Below are 17,197 nucleotides of genomic sequence, written 5' to 3' on the forward strand. Positions count from 1 at the left end.
TACTAAACATCTAGTAAACCAAAGTCTCTAGCAAACCAAAGTACTTAGTAAATAAAGAACCTAGCAAACTAAAGCCACTAACACTTGCTGTTAGTGGCTTTTGAATATGTATTGAAATAAGTGCTCTAGCGAGTCGATAAAAATCAACGATTGGCAAAAATATGCTCGGCTTTTGACAACATGAAATCGATAAACAGCTGCACCTTAAGTGGCTGATGACTGCGCTGATGATAAAGCATAGAAATACGTCTGGTCTCACCTTTCCACTGCGGCAACACCTGAACTAACTCACCCGATTTCAACTCAGGCTCAACAAACTTAAGCGGACCATACAAGATACCGCCTCCAGCTTTAGCCGCTCTGATGGCGCCATAAATATCGGATAAGGTAAGCTTGCTTGACTGCTCGTGATAATACTCGCCCTGCTCTTTGTGGGTCAAAATCCAGTTGAACAATGGCCATACTTTAATTAAGTCAAAGTCATCTAATTGCTCAGGTGCAGTTAACTCAGGTTTTGACGCCATATATTCAGGTGACGCCACCAGCCCATAGTGCAATACGCCAAACAATTTAGATATCCAGGATGAATCAGGCTGCGCTCCGCCGACAATCGCAACATCCACGCCCTCATCAATAAGATCGATAGTTTGATTGTTCTGGCTAATATGCAGGTCAATATCAGGATACAGTTGCCCAAACTCGGTAAAGGCTTCGATGAGTAGCATTGAGGTAATGGATATTGGCGTGGCAAGGCGCAACGTGCCTTCAGGCTTAGCGCGTGATGGATGACTTAGTTCATCAAGCTGAGCGATGACACCTTGGTAGCGCTCAAACAATACGCCTCCCTCTTCGGTCAATCTTAAGCGGCGTGTACTACGCATTAATAACTGAGTATTCAGCAACGCCTCTAGCTTAGCGATTTTTCGGCTCACCGATGCTACAGGCATATTCAAATCTGCCGCAACCTGGGTATAACTGCCTGCATTAACCAAATGAACAAACAAATGGATTAGCGCTATTTGTGTACCTGCATGTTCTGCCACTATGACCCCGTTAAGCACGTCATTTAATATCAATGCCACATTGTAATAGTCTGCAGCATGCTTGTAATACTTCAAATTGTCTTAATAAAAAATCCCCTTAACCATAGGCTAAGGGGATTTTATTTTGAACCTAAAAATCAACTAGTCTTCAGTCGACTCGCGGTCCATGTTTTCGGTGTTTTCTAACCACAGCGCATTAATAATGCCGAATGAACATGCTAGCAACACACCTAAAATCCAAGCGAAATACCACATATATTATGCTCCCAATTAGTAAAGTGATGCTTTGTTCTTTTCGATGAAGTCGCGGGTTAGGCGACCAAACATCTTCAAGTAAGTCCACACAGTGTAGCTAAGTACAATAGGTACGAAGATAATTGCAGCCACTGTCATGACTTGTAGCGTGATTTGACTTGCAGTTGCATCCCACATAGTTAAGCTCATGTTTGGCTCTAGTGAAGATGGCATAACGAATGGGAACATTGCTGCGCCGCACGTTAGAATAATGCCAGCCATAGCCAGTGAGCTAAAGAAGAATGCGAAACCGCTGCGGTCAAATTTACTTGCTAGTACAACAAGCACTGGCATAAGTAGACCTAACGCAGGGAACAACATAGTGATTGGGTACTTGTCGTAGTTTGCAAGCCAAGCACCTGCTTCAATCGCTACTGTCTTGTTCATTGGGTTTGACGCGCCAGCGGTATCAATTGTTGAAGTGATAACGTAACCGTCAATACCATTTGCTAACCAGAAACCTGCGGCTGCAAACATAACTGTTAGCGCGATACCCGCAACTTGGGCAGCTCTTGCACTACGAACACGAAGCTCACCTTCGGTCTTCATTTGTAGCCAAGATGCACCTTGCATCATCATCATAGATACACAGATAAGACCTGCTAGTAATCCAAACGGATTCAGTAGACCAAATAGGTTACCGTGATAAGTTGCACGCATGTACTCGTCGAAGTTAAATGGTACACCTTGTAGTAGGTTACCAAATGCCACACCTATGATTAGCGGCGGTACGAAACCACCAACAAACAGAGCCCAATCCCATGCTTTACGCCATCTTGGGTCTTCGATTTTTGAACGGTAGTCAAAACCTACTGGACGCAAGAATAACGCAAATAAGGTGATCATCATGGCAACATAAAAGCCTGAGAATGACACCGCATAAACAGTTGGCCAAGCCGCAAATAATGCACCGGCTGCGGTAATTAACCATACTTGGTTACCGTCCCAGTGTGGTGCGATAGAGTTAATCATGATACGACGCTCAGTGTCGTCTTTACCAACGATTGGTAATAGCGCACCCACACCCATATCAAAGCCGTCGGTAACCGCAAAGCCGATGCATAGTACACCGATTAACGCCCACCAGATAAATCTTAATACTTCATAATCAAACATAGTTAGATCCTCTGATTACGCATCTTGGTTTTCAAAATGATAGCGACCGGTCTTTAAGCTGCTAGGGCCTAAACGCGCATACTTGAACATCAAGAACATCTCAATCACTAGTAATACTGAGTAGAACAAGGTAATCGAAATGATACTGAACCACAGATCTGAAACCGTTAGTGTTGAAGCCGATACATAGGTTGGCAGCACTTCGGAAATAGTCCATGGTTGACGACCATATTCAGCAACAAACCAACCACACTCAATGGCAATCCAAGGCAGAGGCAACGAGTAAAGCGCTGCTTTAAGTACCCACTTCTTCTCTGCAATACGATGACGCGTGCTTTGCCAGAAAGCTGCGGCAAATACGATCAGCATAATCACACCACAAGCAACCATCACACGGAATGACCAGAATAGTGGCGCAACGTTTGGAATCGAATCTTTCGCTGCTGCTTTAATTTGTTCTTCTGTTGCATCTACAACATTGTCAGTGTAGCGCTTCAGTAGCAAGCCGTAGCCTAAATCACCTTTTGCAAGGTCAAAGGCTTCACGAACTTCTGGGCTTTCGTTACCCGCTTTAATTTGTTCAAGTAATGAATATGCCACCATACCGTTGCGGATACGGATTTCATGCTCATCAATCAGGTCAATAATACCTGTTACTTGCTCATCGAAAGAACGGGTCGCAATGATACCCATCACGTAAGGAATTTTAACCGCTAGGTCAGTTTCCATAGTTTCTTGGTTAGGGAAACCAAATGCAGTAAATGCTGCTGGAGCTGGCTCTGTGTGCCACTCAGCTTCAATCGCCGCTAGCTTAACGCGCTGCACTTCACCGACTTCGTAACCTGATTCGTCACCCAGTACCATTACTGACAGAATCGACGCCATACCAAAGCTTGCTGCAATGGCAAATGAACGACGCGCAAATGGTAAGTCACGACCTTTAAGAATGTAGTAAGAGCTAATAGCAAGTACGAACATAGCGCCTGCTACGTAGCCCGATGCCACAGTATGTACGAATTTAACCTGAGCAACAGGGTTGAAAATCACTTCAGCAAAGCTGGTCATTTCCATACGCATTGTTTCATAGTTAAATACCGCGCCTACTGGGTTTTGCATCCAGCCGTTCGCAACCAGAATCCACAACGCCGACATGTTAGAGCCGATTGCGACTAACCAGGTAATGGCTAAATGTTGACGCTTACTAAAGCGGTCCCAACCGAAGAAGAACATACCAACTAAGGTCGATTCTAAGAAGAAGGCCATTAAACCTTCAATGGCAAGTGGCGCACCAAAGATGTCACCAACATAATGAGAATAATATGCCCAGTTTGTACCAAACTGGAACTCCATTGCTAGACCTGTTGTAACACCTAGCGCGAAGTTAATCCCGAAAAGTTTACCCCAGAACTTGGTCATGTCCTTATAGATTTGCTTATTAGTCATCACATACAGCGATTCCATAATAGCTAAGATAAAGGCAAGACCCAGTGTCAATGGAACAAATATAAAGTGATACATGGCTGTCAGCGCAAATTGCAAGCGCGATAGCTCAACTACCTCTTCAACTATCATTGGCGACTCCTTACTTCAGTACGACCAAATTCGATGGTTTGTTCTAAATTGAGATTGGCTCAATATAGATGCTTCTTGTGCCGTTCGGCCTCCAACCTTAAGCAACCTCTAAACAGGTTAGTAAAATGTTAAATACAAACATTCTGGGTTTAGTTGGATACTGCCCGACTTTTTATATAAAAAACGCCGTTTCGTCTCGAGTCATTTGAAACACTGCTTTTGAGCAAAAAACACACAAATTACAAACAACGCAGACGAAACACCATTAAATACTCTTTATTTTCAGCGCCTTAAGTAAATACAGATAGACTTCAGACTCTAATTTTATACCACTGAGATTTGAGCCAAATCAATAAATTCAGCGGCTTTTAGCGGGTTTTGGGCGAGGGCGCAAACTACAATTATGTGGGTATTGATATACAACAAGAATCGTGCTAGGAAAAAATTCACAAAATGTCAGCAAGTATTGAATTACATAACCAAAAGCTAATAATAAAAAATGAAACCAACAAAAACAAAACTTAACATTTTATAACATTAATACACCTAAAATATATCAGCAAACTGAAATACAATAATTACATAAAAATCAATAAAATAAGCAAATAAAATAGATTTGAACCTAACCAGGTTACACCAAAAGGATTAGATTTACTAATGCGATTTATCATTTTTTCTCGTTTGTGGATTTATTAGGTAATCATTAAACTATCCCCAAGTTAAGAAAACGAATTGCAATGTCTGCCAGGGAGTCGTTGCCTTAACGATTTCGACTAATCAATGGGGATATCACATGACTAAAGTGATCAATAACATCGCGAGTTTATATAAGCGTGCATTTGTTGAAATGTACAAAGCGAAAGAGCTTTAATACTTTCGCACTGCTGCTTGACAAAAAGGCAGCAACTTGACTGTTTTGTTAGCGCAAAATAGACGCAAAAACAAAAAGAGAGCCAAACGGCTCTCTTTTTGTTTATCTACTCTACTTGCGCGTATCAGCTACGAGCTATGACCAGGACTTCATCTTGTATCCCTTAACGGCATAAAACAGGATGAACAGGTAGCAAGGTAACATCACAAGATAACCGCCTTGCATGCCAATGCTTTCAGCAGAGCTTGCTAAGCCCCAGAATACAGGCCCAAAGGCACCACCAGCGATCCCCATAATCAATAAAGCAGAACCCGTGCTGGTTAACTTGCCTAAACCTGATAATGCAAGCGGCCAAACTGCAGGCCATACAATGGCATTTGCTAGACCTAGCAAGGCGATAAACAATAAGGTGTCTGGCAATTGTGCGCCGCCAAATGGCACAAGCAGTGCGTTTGCTAATAGGTATGACTCATTGTCACCCAATACAATAGCTAGGGTTAATGCGACGCCTAACACCGCACTAATCATCAGAGCTTTAGGTTGTGAGATGAATCTTGGAATGCAAATAATGCCTAAGGTATAGCCTAATACCATGCACACCATGGTATATGAGGTCATCACGCCATAGCTTTCAATCCCTAGCGATAACGCAAATGTGCCAATGGTATCGCCAGCAATAACCTCTACCGCTACGTAAACAAATAAGGCAACCACACCTAACGCTAGATTAGGCTTAGCTAGCGCGGCCTTCATTTGGCCTTTTTCAGCCTGAGTTCCTGCACTTGTTTCATCAACTTCATCTTGCTCCAGCTCAGGTAAAGGCGATTTTTTAACAGCAAAAGCAAGTACACCGATAAATATCGCCATACCTAAGTACGGGAAAATCAAGCCATTCGCCATTTCAGTGATTTGCGTTTGGGTTAGATCAGTGCCGACTCGGTCTTTAAAGCTATCTAAAATCAGCGCACTAAACACTAAAGGGGCTATCACCCCTGCACCTTTGTTCAAAATGCCCATCACACTCACACGCGCAGCGGCTGACTCTTCAGGCCCAAGGCGCACAACATATGGATTTACCGCAGTCTGCAACAAGGTTTGCCCTGTACCCATTACTAGCTGAGCCAGTAAGAATAATGCAAAGACCTGAGTTTGCGCCGCAGGAATGAACATGAGTCCGGCGAGCATCATCACCGCCATACCCAGCGCCATACCATTTTTATAACCTACCTTGCGAATAACCCATGCCGATGGCAATGCGGTAAAGGTTACGGCGATATAAAACGAGAACAAAATCAGTGAAGCTTGGAACGGCGTAAGCTGCAATATTTGCTTCAGGTATGGCATCAAAGAGCCATTGAGCCAGGTGGCAAAACCTAGAATAAAAAACAATATTGCAACTATGGCCATAGGCACAAAGCTACTTTTGTTGGATTGAGTCGTTGCTGTCATTTCCATATTCCTGCTTACCTTCTGCTTTATTATAATATTTGCCTCTACGGGCTTTTAGGTCGTTCAAATACTGATAAATATCTTACGTTTATACAACCAATGCAGCAGTGCGCATTGTACAAACAAGAGTGCGATCACACTCAGAAGTGGCTGGATTAAATCAGGCGCGCCGTTAATCACGCCGCCAAACACACTAGAGGCTAGGTACTGCCAATTCATCAAACTCGATGCCACATAGATAACAATGGCATTGCAACCCACTATGGTAAATACATGCGCCCAGCGTTTGTATTGCAACACATCAATCACTGCATAAAACACGGCTAATAACAATAAACTCCAGCCACATGTTGCTAATACAAATGTGCTAGTCCATAGGGTTTTATTGATTGGAAGAACCGTTGAAAAAATCTGCGCTGCTGCGATAAATGCAATACCCGCCATAAACATAGTTGCCACTTTAGCCCACTCACCTTTTGCGTGAGGCTTGACAATATAGCGGCCGACAAAACTGCCAATAAGCGCATTGGCGATTGCAGGGATAGTCGATAGCACGCCTTCTGGATCTACGGCTAAATTCTGATAGCTGATCCCAGGTAATAGCAGACTGTCTATATATGCATTGATACTAACGCTTTCACTCAATACCCCTGCCTCACCGGCAGGATATGGCACCACAAGAAGCAGTAATGCATAACCAACAAGAATAACCCCCGTCGAGACTATCTGAGTTGTTAACGAGGTATGCCAAATAAGCATGGCAGCAAAGAACCAGGCAAATGCAATTCTGCCCAGAACGCTCGCATAACGAACTTGCTCAGGATCAGCCGGAATCCCCGTACCCCAACCGTGATTGTAAATAACGCCTAACAACAGCAATAGTCCAAGGCGTTTTAGTGCGTGTAAGTACTTAGGTTTGCGCTCGGCAAAAGTTAAATGGTCAATGCGTTTGCCAGATAAGCCTAGCGCCACACCTGAAAGGAAAATAAAGAGCGGGAAGATAACATCATAGAAAGTAATTCCGTGCCATACACTGTGGTGCATTTGCCCATCAGCCCAGGAGAGCCATGATGTGGGTAGATTAATACCTGCAAACAGTACTATCAGCGCAGCAAAGAGACCTTCAGCGCCTAATATCCATAGCATGTCGAATCCGCGCAATGCATCAAGCGACTGCAGTCTTGGTTTACTTGCCGTACTCATCGAGCTGCACCTTGAGTATTAGCTAAGTTTTGCGCAGCAAATACTCGATTCCCGCTAATATAGGTTGCTGCCACTTGCATCTTGCCCGCTTCACCAGTCAGCTCCACAAAATTCGCCGCTTTACCAATAGCGATTTGGCCTTGCTCAACCCCAGTAAATTGCGATGGATATAACGCCGCCATTCGCAGCGCCTCGGTTAATTCGAGCTGCAGCATATCAACACTGTTATTTACTGCGCCCACCATATCTAATACGCAGCCTGCTAACTCGCCAGTGGGTGCATTAAGGCGATCACCTTGGCGAATAACCTGAGTGCCAAATAGCTCAAAACTGGCATCTAAGTCTTGGCCTACTGGCGGCATTGCATCGGTAACTAGCATGATTTTGCCATGGGGCTTGGCTTTAAGCGCGACTTGCAGCGTAGCGGCGTGCACATGATGCCCATCAACAATGACGCCGCACCAAGTATCAGGGCTATTGAGCGCTGCGCCTACCACACCAGGCTCGCGGGAAGTAAACGCCGACATGGCATTGAACAAGTGAGTAAAGCCACTCGCGCCAGCGGCAATGGCCTTTTGCGTAGTCTGGTAATCAGCATTGGAATGACCAATACAAACTTTAACCCCAGCATCCACTAGCTGTTCAATGACTTCTGGGGACACATTTTCTGGCGCCAGGGTGACGACTTTTACTCCAAGATCATCTCGACAAAACAGCTCTATTTCCGCTTGAGAGATTTGCCTTACATGTTGCTCAGGATGAACACCTTTTTTGGGCACGCTTAGATGCGGCCCTTCAAAATGAATGCCCAGTACACCTGGAACATTCTGGGCTATTGCCAGCGCTACCGCATCTGCAGCTTGAGTCATCACTTCAAGCTCATCGGTGATCACGGTGGGTAAAAAGCCAGTAGTTCCAAACTGAGCGTGAGCTTTACCTATAGTTGCAATAGACTCAACAGTTGGCGCGGCGTTAAATAGTGCCCCGCCGCCGCCATTGACTTGCACATCAATAAAGCCAGGAGTAAGCAAACCAGACACTTCAGTTACAGCCTCACCCACCTCGGCAAGCAGTAATTTGCCCTGCTCGCTATTAGCAGGCTCAATTGCACTGATAACGCCGGCAGTTGTTGCGAGCAACACATCTTCACGGTACGCGGTACCATCAAATAAGGTTTTGGCTTTGAAAATGTGCTTCATACTTGTATCCATGGTAATAAAATTGCTCGCAACATGCTGGTTCTGTCTTGCTAAGTACAGCCTGGCTAATTTCAATCTTGCCGAGCTAAATTTCGCCTTGTTCAGCCTTGGTTGGCATCGCTTTTTTTGCGCTTACGCCAGCTTAGCCGTGTTCAATACCTGATTTGGCCTCGCATCGAAGTTGCTACTGCGCTAACAAAAACAATCTTTGCGCTAAGCGACCAAATTGCAAATCTCGTTACAGGGTTTGCGTCACCTTCTTTAATCCTGCTGGTTGATCCGGGTCAATACCTCTGGCGACAGCGACCGCGGCAACGTCAATATAAAAGCGTTGCAACACGGCTAATGGTGCAACCCTTGGGTGAATATCATCGCAGGTCTGATTTAAGTGGATAAGGTCTGCGCCGCGCTGTCTTACATTGTCGATTTGTTCAAGATGGCTTTCGATGGACTCATCTTTGACACTCACATCGACAATCGCAAGCTTTTGTTCGACCAGAGTAACTGGGCCGTGAAGGAACTCTGCACTACTAAACGACTCAGCATGAATCGAGCACACCTCTTTCAGTTTTAACGCGATCTCTTTGGTGACCGCGTAACCTAAACCTCGCCCAAGTACCACTAGGTTGTTTACATTGGCAAGCGCGTCGACACTAAGCTGCGGCTTACCATCGATAGCTTTTTGCAGTGCGCTTGGCATTGAGGCAACGGCTTGACGCAATGAATCGCTTTGCGACCATTGGTAAGCAATTTGGATCAGTGCCGATAAAGTCGCAAGATAACTTTTAGTCGCGGCAACCGCGCGTTCTTCCCCAGCGCACAAAGGCACAACAACATCAACAATGTCTTTAATAGGTGCGGTTTCATCGTTAACCAGCGCAACACAGTATGCACCGGCATTTTTCGCCATACGCGCCTGCGTCAAGATATCAGGGCTACGACCTGATTGAGAAATAACAATCACTAGTGCGCCTTCTAGTTGCAACTGTTTACCATACACGCTGGCAATTGACGGTGCAGCGGCAAAAGTTGGCACACCTAGCTCAACTTCAAACAAGTATTTAGCGAATACACCAGCATGATCAGACGAGCCTCGACCGACAATCATTACAAACTTAGGTTTAATTTCTCTTAAATGTTCACCCAGCGCTTTGGTCACTTGCTCATTAGCCGCAAGCTGCTCAGCAACTTTTATTGGGGCGGTGCGAGCTTCTTGCTCCATGATGGTATTCGTTGACATAGTAAACCCTTTAAAAAACAATATATTTATCTAACTGACTTGCTTGCGGCCCTAGAACTAGAAAAAGCAGCAAGCTGCTAATATTTATCTAATCTTTAGCGTGTTGCTGCATAGCAAAATACACTGCGCCTATTTCTGGCGGCGCAATAGCTGCAGAAACGCGACTTGCAACATCGTCATCAAGCCAAGGTTTTAGTGGCTCAGCTAAGCCACCAATCATTGAAAAGCGCTGTGGTTGCAAGGTAAATAGTTTTCGCGCCATCTCACTTATGTAGAGCGCGCCTTCGGCCACAATCGCTTTCGCGACACTGTCACCTTGCGCAGCACAATCAAGCACGGTTTTGGCAAGCTTGGCATACTCACTGGAAGACTTACCTGCCAGACACTCAACAACACCGGATGCATCATTGACATCAAGCTGACCCATGATTGCTTGCTGCAATTCAATCGCTTGCTGGAAACCATCTAGCGATAACAGCACTTGCTCGACCGCTTGTTGACCTAACCACGCACCACTACCCTTGTCGCCTAAACCAAAACCATGGCCACCCAGCGACAAGCTTTGCTCGCCCACGTGGGCATAGCCGCAAGAACCGGTCCCGGTAATAATTACCGCACCATCTTGACCTTCATGTGCGCCGATACAGGCAGTATGTAAATCTGTGGTGAGATACATGGCTTGAAATGGATGATTCCAGGTGTTGATTTGCTCGAACAAGTGAGGAACATTGACGCCAGCTAAACCAACGCCTGCGATAAGCTCTCCTTGCCTATCAGAAGCGATACCAGCATCAGTCAGTGCAAGCTGAGTAGATTCTGAAATTGAATGAAGCGCTTGCTCTACACCATGCAGAGGGTTAGCACGCCCTGAAACACCAGTGCCAATAACGCCCTGCTCTTGGGTGTAGATGATTGCGCGGCACTTACTGCCACCACCATCAATCCCAAGATAAAGCTGGGTTGTTTCACTGTGTTTAGTTGCCATGGCGTCCCTCTTTAATCTTATTGTTATGGGCAAAAACATCGCTGCCGTCGTAACGTTAATGGTATGTTACACCCAAAATGACAGCGTTGTCATTTTATTTTTTGAACTATCTCAAACTTTTTATTTTGCTAACGTGCGCTAACTAACGCTGCGATGAAATAAAGCTCATATATAACAGTTGGTTAACTTTCTCAATCTGAATATAAAAACAGAAAGACTTGCATGAGAAACAGTTGGTGCATAAAAAATGGCGCTAAGCTATCGCTGCGCCATTTAATCTTTTAGTTGAAGTTACTGCGTGAGCTCAACTGCACGCCCTACACGCTTACCGTCTGGCGATACGCTGCGCACCGCTTGCACCTTGTCAACATTAACTGGCTCAAGATATATCTGCCAATCGCCATTTGCATCAAGGTACTGCATAGTTAAGCCAGGAAACGCGATGTTCATTTCAAGCTTACCAACTTGATAATTTGCCCCAGGAATTGGCAAGCGATAGTTAATAGCAAACTTATCAAATTGAGCCATGGCTTTATGACCAACATGATTGGCTATTTGCTGCCACTGAGCAGCCTGCTGCGCTCGTTTGGTGCTATCAAAGTAATTGGTATTTTGATCATACTTTGCGCCTTGGTATTGATACGGTACTTCCCACTGCGGCTTATGCCAGCCGCGCTCTGCCAGCATTAGCAGCCTTGGGAATATCATGTACTCAAACTGCTCCTGACTGCGAATCGTCTCACTCCAAATCTGCCCTTGAATACCGCCAAACTGTGCTTGCTTTGCAAGTGGCTTTGACGTCACTTTGCCAGACTCATCGACCAGGCGAGTGTCATCAGCTGCAAATGGGTTATTTTCAATATCACGCCACTGCTCAGCATTTGCTGGTAAGTTACCTGTCATATAACTAAATAGCTTTTTACTATCAAGCGCACGAGTCGCCCAGTAGTAACCATGCTCTTTAGGGTCGGCCTGATAAGGGAAGTCGAAGTACAACACTTCTGGGTTACTCAAGATGGTTAGCCAGCCATTATTTGCCTGCTTATGGGCATTTTTATAACCGCCATGTGAGATAACATCCCAGATATTGGTTTGACTCGACTTTGGCATATTCTCTGGATTGGTATGCCCCATACCATCACTCCAACCAGCAGGTTGAATGCCCTTATCTACCAACATTGCCGCAACGCGCTCAATAAAATACGGCCCAAGTTGATCAGCACTATCGAGTGACTCTGTATTTGCAATCAATCGCTGACAAATTGGCGACTCTACCCAGGCGCCAGCCGTTTCATCAGCGCCAATATGATAAGTTTTCAGCGGCACTCCCGCTTGTTTGTGCATCAAGGCTATTTCATCTACGACCTTACTAACAAAGTTATAGGTGGATGGCATACACACATTTAAGGTGTTGTCGTCGTAATACTGCACCGATGAATACACTGTAGTGTCGTTAACATCATAAAGTAAGTATTCATTCGCCAGTGCTTCTTGGCCTTTTGCCATGTAGAAGTTATACCTTGCCTGCATCGACTTAATTGCGGCGCGAGAGTGGCCAGGCATGTCCATCGACGGAATGACTTCGATATGTCTTGCTGCGGCAAACTGCAAGATATCGATATAATCTTCACGGCTGTAGTAACCATTGACGCTAGCCTCGCTAAACGGGCCGCTACCTAATTGTGGCAGCAGGCACTTTGACTCACTTAAGTCATGACAACGCTTAGCGCCAATATCTGTTAACTCAGGTAGCCCGTCTATTTGTAAACGCCAGCCTTCATCATCCCCCATATGTAAATGCAGCTTATTAAGCTTATAGCTCGCCATTTGCTCCATTAACTTCTTAAGCGTCGCTTTGGAGTGAAAATTGCGCGATACATCAACGTGCATGCCACGAAATCCGTAGCGCGGCGCATCAGAAACCGTCATTTGTGCGACATCTAAACGCTTTACATCAAGCGCCGATTGCAGCGATGCTAAGGCATAGGAAAAACCACTAGGGTCGGCTGCAGTAATCAAAATTTGCTCTGTTGAAATATCAAGCTGATAAGCGCCAGCAACATGCTCAGTAGGCCATTGCGTATCGCTTACAGATTTAAATACCAAGGGGACTGAGCCATTGGTATCACCAGTTTGGCCAGAGCCAGTAAACGCGATGCCAAGCTGGCTAAGTCGATGTAGCGCCGGCTGTACATCACTTTGAGCGATATGACTTTGACTAAAACTTGCAGGTGTCAGCGCAAGACCAAGGCTTAAATTCACTCGCTCGCCTTGGTGGATTTGCTGCGCGGCTGGTGTGGGCAAAATAGAGCCGTACGTGGCGCTCACATCAACTGAAGTTGCAGCGTTAGATTCAAAAATTGTGCTGGGTGTTTGCCAAACCAAGTTATCGGTTGCCGAGCGGCGGTATTGCCTTTTCGCATCGGTAAATGGCTCAACATAAGGCCTAAGCTCTAGCTTAGATTCCGCGTCGGTGACTAGCTTGGTGCTTTCAATCACAGCAGGCATAAGGTTGTCGTCATCACTGGCGACAATATAGTAATTAGGCATGGCATCAGTTTCAGATAACTGCCATAGCTCACCTCTGAGTGTTAAGGTTTTAGTTTGCCCAGCTTTAAAACCTGTAAACGCCTTAGTGGGGGAAATTTGGTGTAAATCCCCTTTGATACGCTTTACCTCAAACTCGGGAGACATAACTTCTAACACAGGTCGCATTTGGCTGTAGTAAATATGCCAATTAGCGCTTGTGATATCTTTGCTAGCGGTAAAATCAATCTCGGCGATAAAGCAGCGCTCAATATCACTGCCTTTTACACAAGCTTCTTCTGGCACATTGGTGACCACCCGGTAAGTCACTTTTAAATCGTTAGCAAATTCGTTAAGGGAACCTTGTGTCCAAGGTATGTTGTTATTAGACAATGAAGATGACTGAGTAGGAGTTGTTGATAATGGTTTTGGCGCCTCAGCACAGGCAGTTAATCCTAGGGCGATTGCTATACCTGATAGCGCAAAAAGAACTCTCATATCATCCTCTTAGTAAATTTTGGTTAAAAAAAAGCTGGGGCAATTGCACCCAGCTTATACTCGCTTCTGGGGAGAGAATAAAAGTATAAATAGCTGAGCTTACGCCCAGCTTAACCTAAGTTAAGTGACCTATCTTAATCAAAGGTTGCTACAGTTTGTCATGGCAGATAACTGCCCAAGCATAGCAGTTGGAATCAACACTCTGCGCCGTAGGTTTTAGCATTACAAATTATCGTAAAGGAACAACCTATACCCTTTATTCCAGTGTTCACCGCTTATGTCGCTATATGCTGTCAAGACGCCTAAACACAATCACTGATTTAGACCTTGAGCAACAAGCCAGACTCATCGACAAACAGGATAACTAATGATGTACAACCTTAAACACAAAGCCAATGACAACGCTGTCATTTGTTAAGGTACTTAATATCGCCACTAAAATCTACAATTAATTGACAAAAAATAAACATTTTCAGTTTAACCACGCGCTTTGGGTGTTTATATTAGGGCCTGTTGTTCTTTGCTGATTAGAATTTGTTCGAATTAAAAGCACTTTAATCGCGACGCGAGCGATGACGTCTAGTCATCTACACCTATCGATTTTAAAAAACAGGGCTCACAACAAACTTAGCTTTTTACTAAGAACGTAGGTGCTTTTAAACGAACCTTTCAGGCAGCGCTTGTTGTCATTTCTACTGCGTTAACGACTTATCATGTGGAACAACCACACATCAAAGTCGTTGTCTTGTATAAATTTCCAACAAGCAGCTGCAAAAATAATCTTGAAAGAGCAACAAGCCCTAGTGACTTTATTAATAAAAACCCTAATTAAGCTAGCAAGAATAATAATTAAAAGAGGCTTAAATGAGTCAGTTAGCTCACACAATCAAGCGCCATCGTTGGTGGCTAATCGCTTTAATCTCAGCAAGTACTGTGCTTTGGAGCTATTGGGCAAGTCATTATCCACCTATTACACAAACCTTTATAGAATATGGACTTTTTAGTGTATTAGGCGTAATTGGCGCCATCTTTGCCAACTCAACTGGAGCAGGTGGTGGGGTGATATTTGTGCCAGTGTTTTCTGCTCTCAACTTTACTACTGAGCAGATGATTGCCACTTCATTTGCTATTCAATGCTTTGGGATGACAGCGGGCTCACTTACCTGGATTTTTCATTACCTAAATCATCATCGTCATGATCCAACCTGGGGGGCGTTTTTAAGGTTTACGGTGTTGGCCAGCGTTTGCTCGATAGCCGGGCTTTGGACAAGTTTGTCATTGAGTCTTGCAACGCCACTGTCTATCCATACAAGTTTTAGCTTATTCTCGATACTGCTTGGCATAATCATTATTGCCCACTCGCGAAAAGCGAGTCGCAATAAACAAATAGCAGCCACATATCAAATATCAAACTGGGACTTTATTGCTTTAACTTGCATAGGTTTTGTTGGCGGTATTATTACTTCTTGGCTGTCTGTGGGCGTGGGAGAGATTTTAGTTATATACCTCATGCTTAGAGGCTTTTGCGCAAAACTTGCTATTGCCACAGGCGTGGTGGTGAGCGTACTAACGGTGTGGACAACTGCGCCGATTAACTTTGGCGCTGATAGCGACGTACATTTTCAGGCGTTACTGTTTGCAGGTCCTGGCGCAGTTATTGGTGGCATGATAGCTAAGCGTATCGCCCTGCTCTTCTCTGTCACGCGGCTTAAGCTGTTTTTCTCTGCGTGGATAATCTTAACAGGTATTGTGATGCTGGCTTTAACGCTGTAGCCGAGGTTGATTTAAATGCGCTTGATATTCCGGGGGCTTACCGTAACTGTGACTAGCTAAAGCTAACTTGAAAAAACATAGACAGTAAAAAGTAAATTACCACATTTTGAAAAAGGCAGCTTTGTGTTAGCTCCCTATAAGGGAACATAGCGTAACCAGCTAAAGTTGAAGCATATAGTTGCGATGACATTTAAGCCGTTGAAAAAATGGATTTTTTCGTCGAGCATTCTTGTGAAACAAAGAGGGGATGTGCTTGCTGCGAGCTTTAAATGTCATTGCTACGTAAGCTAATTACTGAAGTAGTCAGAACTGAAAAAACTAGAATTTACAGGCAAAGCCAAATCGAATGATAACCACCTACTGAAGTAGGCTGTTTAGGGGTTGAAAACAAACAAGGCCTCAAATGAGGCCCTTTAGATTAATGGTTAATTTGGGTTACTTAAGGTACTAGAAGTCATGGTTAAATCACTTACGATGCAATCTGATCAACAGCTCAGCTTCAGCTTTTGGCAGCTCACATTCTGTAACTAACTCCTCAACACCAGCACCAAGCTCAACCATTTTTAATGCTCTGGAATACAGCTTAGCTTGCGGGTCTTGCTGACTGGCTTCTTCAAGTTTTTCAGATTGTTTAGTGAGATTGTTCTCTATCTCTACAACCCGTCTACCCATACCGATAGTGCCACTACGAAGCTCTTGTAGTTCACGTTTTACTGCTTCTCGTTGTCTATCGGACTCTTTTAGCAGCACAGTCACCGCATCGACTTTTGATTTTAGCTTTTGCATTTGCTTGTACATCAATATCATCAGCACAAAACAAACGATCACTAATACCAGTGCGCCTATAATTAACTCGTCACCCATCTATGTTCCCAGTTCACTTTTCGCTATTACTGACGCACCTAGCGCCAGCATAAATGGATGATAACACAATTAAAGTTGCGTCAGCTCTGCCCATTCTTCGTCTGATAGCAGCTTGTCTAAGTCAACTAAAATTAGCAGCTCGTCGTCACGATTGCTCACGCCTTGAATAAACTTAGCGCTTTCTTCTGTACCTACGTTTGGTGCATTGTCAATTTCAGAGCGACGTAAATATACAACCTCTGCGACACTATCAACCAAAATACCAATTACTTGCTTTTCAGCTTCAATAATGACGATACGAGTTGAATCATCAACATCAGCTGAATGCAGACCAAAGCGTGAACGAGTATCAATTACCGTCACCACATTACCACGCAGGTTAATAATACCTAGCACGTAGTGAGGCGCACCAGGAACTGGAGCAATCTCGGTATATCGCAGTACCTCTTGTACTTGCATAACATTGATACCATAGGTTTCGTTATCAAGCTTAAACGTTACCCACTGCAGTACTGCATCATCATTACCTGCAGCTACTGCTGCTACACTTCTTGAATCACTCAT

13 protein-coding genes are annotated in these 17,197 nt (G+C 44.5%); 1 reads left to right on the top strand and 12 read right to left on the bottom strand.

Annotation, left to right across the window (positions count from 1 at the left end):
* Positions 1–143: 143 nt before the first annotated feature.
* From EXU30_RS03035 to EXU30_RS03080, 10 genes are all read right to left on the bottom strand, one after another.
* Positions 144–1,043: a LysR family transcriptional regulator gene (locus tag EXU30_RS03035; RefSeq protein WP_130603209.1), complete on the bottom strand. Its 900-nt coding sequence runs from the start codon at positions 1,041–1,043 to the stop codon at positions 144–146.
* A 141-nt stretch (positions 1,044–1,184) separates the two neighbouring features.
* Positions 1,185–1,298, bottom strand: coding sequence for a cytochrome bd-I oxidase subunit CydX (gene cydX, locus EXU30_RS03040; RefSeq protein WP_130597757.1), 114 nt, complete (start codon positions 1,296–1,298; stop codon positions 1,185–1,187).
* 15 nt (positions 1,299–1,313) lie between these two features.
* Positions 1,314–2,453 (bottom strand): cytochrome d ubiquinol oxidase subunit II, encoded by a 1,140-nt coding sequence (cydB, locus tag EXU30_RS03045; protein ID WP_130597758.1) that lies wholly within the window; start codon positions 2,451–2,453, stop codon positions 1,314–1,316.
* Positions 2,454–2,468: 15 nt separating this feature from the next.
* Complete coding sequence (locus EXU30_RS03050; RefSeq protein WP_130597759.1) at positions 2,469–4,025, bottom strand: cytochrome ubiquinol oxidase subunit I; 1,557 nt, start codon at positions 4,023–4,025, stop codon at positions 2,469–2,471.
* Positions 4,026–5,031: 1,006 nt separating this feature from the next.
* The gene (gene nagP, locus EXU30_RS03055) at positions 5,032–6,345 is read right to left on the bottom strand and encodes an N-acetylglucosamine MFS transporter NagP (protein ID WP_130597760.1); all 1,314 of its coding nucleotides are present in this window, start codon (positions 6,343–6,345) and stop codon (positions 5,032–5,034) included.
* Between the two features lie 63 nt (positions 6,346–6,408).
* Positions 6,409–7,548 (bottom strand): transmembrane glucosamine N-acetyltransferase NagX, encoded by a 1,140-nt coding sequence (gene nagX, locus EXU30_RS03060; protein ID WP_130597761.1) that lies wholly within the window; start codon positions 7,546–7,548, stop codon positions 6,409–6,411.
* The gene (gene nagA, locus EXU30_RS03065; protein WP_130597762.1) at positions 7,545–8,747 is read right to left on the bottom strand and encodes an N-acetylglucosamine-6-phosphate deacetylase; all 1,203 of its coding nucleotides are present in this window, start codon (positions 8,745–8,747) and stop codon (positions 7,545–7,547) included. Before nagA ends, nagX begins: the two co-directional genes overlap by 4 nt.
* Positions 8,748–8,985: 238 nt before the next feature.
* Entirely contained in the window at positions 8,986–9,987 is a 1,002-nt protein-coding gene (gene nagB-II, locus EXU30_RS03070; protein WP_130597763.1) for a glucosamine-6-phosphate deaminase NagB-II, read from the bottom strand.
* A gap of 88 nt (positions 9,988–10,075) precedes the next feature.
* Positions 10,076–10,972 carry an N-acetylglucosamine kinase gene (nagK, locus tag EXU30_RS03075; protein WP_130597764.1) on the bottom strand — a complete coding sequence of 299 codons (897 nt, stop codon included), beginning with the start codon at positions 10,970–10,972 and terminating at the stop codon, positions 10,076–10,078.
* A gap of 291 nt (positions 10,973–11,263) precedes the next feature.
* Positions 11,264–13,996: a family 20 glycosylhydrolase gene (locus EXU30_RS03080; protein WP_130597765.1), complete on the bottom strand. Its 2,733-nt coding sequence runs from the start codon at positions 13,994–13,996 to the stop codon at positions 11,264–11,266.
* 864 nt (positions 13,997–14,860) lie between these two features.
* Here EXU30_RS03080 and EXU30_RS03085 point away from each other — a divergent pair.
* The gene (locus EXU30_RS03085) at positions 14,861–15,769 is read left to right on the top strand and encodes a sulfite exporter TauE/SafE family protein (protein ID WP_130597766.1); all 909 of its coding nucleotides are present in this window, start codon (positions 14,861–14,863) and stop codon (positions 15,767–15,769) included.
* A gap of 465 nt (positions 15,770–16,234) precedes the next feature.
* On the opposite strand, the gene EXU30_RS03090 is transcribed toward EXU30_RS03085, so the two are convergent.
* A complete protein-coding gene (locus tag EXU30_RS03090; protein WP_130597767.1) occupies positions 16,235–16,633 on the bottom strand; it encodes a DUF2802 domain-containing protein in 399 nt (132 codons plus the stop codon).
* Between the two features lie 69 nt (positions 16,634–16,702).
* Positions 16,703–17,197: a chemotaxis protein CheW gene (locus tag EXU30_RS03095; RefSeq protein WP_130597768.1), complete on the bottom strand. Its 495-nt coding sequence runs from the start codon at positions 17,195–17,197 to the stop codon at positions 16,703–16,705.

It is taken from the genome of Shewanella maritima (genome assembly GCF_004295345.1).
Taxonomy (GTDB): domain Bacteria; phylum Pseudomonadota; class Gammaproteobacteria; order Enterobacterales; family Shewanellaceae; genus Shewanella; species Shewanella maritima.

Bases quoted from the DNA above. Each gene is read 5' to 3' on its own strand.
- cydX (WP_130597757.1), bottom strand. From the start codon at position 1,298: ATGTGGTATTTCGCTTGGATTTTAGGTGTGTTGCTAGCATGTTCATTC.
- nagK (WP_130597764.1), bottom strand. From the start codon at position 10,972: ATGGCAACTAAACACAGTGAAACAACCCAGCTTTATCTTGGGATTGAT.
- EXU30_RS03050 (WP_130597759.1), bottom strand. From the start codon at position 4,025: ATGATAGTTGAAGAGGTAGTTGAGCTATCGCGCTTGCAATTTGCGCTG.
- EXU30_RS03090 (WP_130597767.1), bottom strand. From the start codon at position 16,633: ATGGGTGACGAGTTAATTATAGGCGCACTGGTATTAGTGATCGTTTGT.
- EXU30_RS03095 (WP_130597768.1), bottom strand. From the start codon at position 17,197: ATGAGTGATTCAAGAAGTGTAGCAGCAGTAGCTGCAGGTAATGATGAT.
- nagX (WP_130597761.1), bottom strand. From the start codon at position 7,548: ATGAGTACGGCAAGTAAACCAAGACTGCAGTCGCTTGATGCATTGCGC.
- nagB-II (WP_130597763.1), bottom strand. From the start codon at position 9,987: ATGTCAACGAATACCATCATGGAGCAAGAAGCTCGCACCGCCCCAATA.
- cydB (WP_130597758.1), bottom strand. From the start codon at position 2,453: ATGTTTGATTATGAAGTATTAAGATTTATCTGGTGGGCGTTAATCGGT.
- nagA (WP_130597762.1), bottom strand. From the start codon at position 8,747: ATGAAGCACATTTTCAAAGCCAAAACCTTATTTGATGGTACCGCGTAC.
- nagP (WP_130597760.1), bottom strand. From the start codon at position 6,345: ATGACAGCAACGACTCAATCCAACAAAAGTAGCTTTGTGCCTATGGCC.
- EXU30_RS03080 (WP_130597765.1), bottom strand. From the start codon at position 13,996: ATGAGAGTTCTTTTTGCGCTATCAGGTATAGCAATCGCCCTAGGATTA.
- EXU30_RS03085 (WP_130597766.1), top strand. From the start codon at position 14,861: ATGAGTCAGTTAGCTCACACAATCAAGCGCCATCGTTGGTGGCTAATC.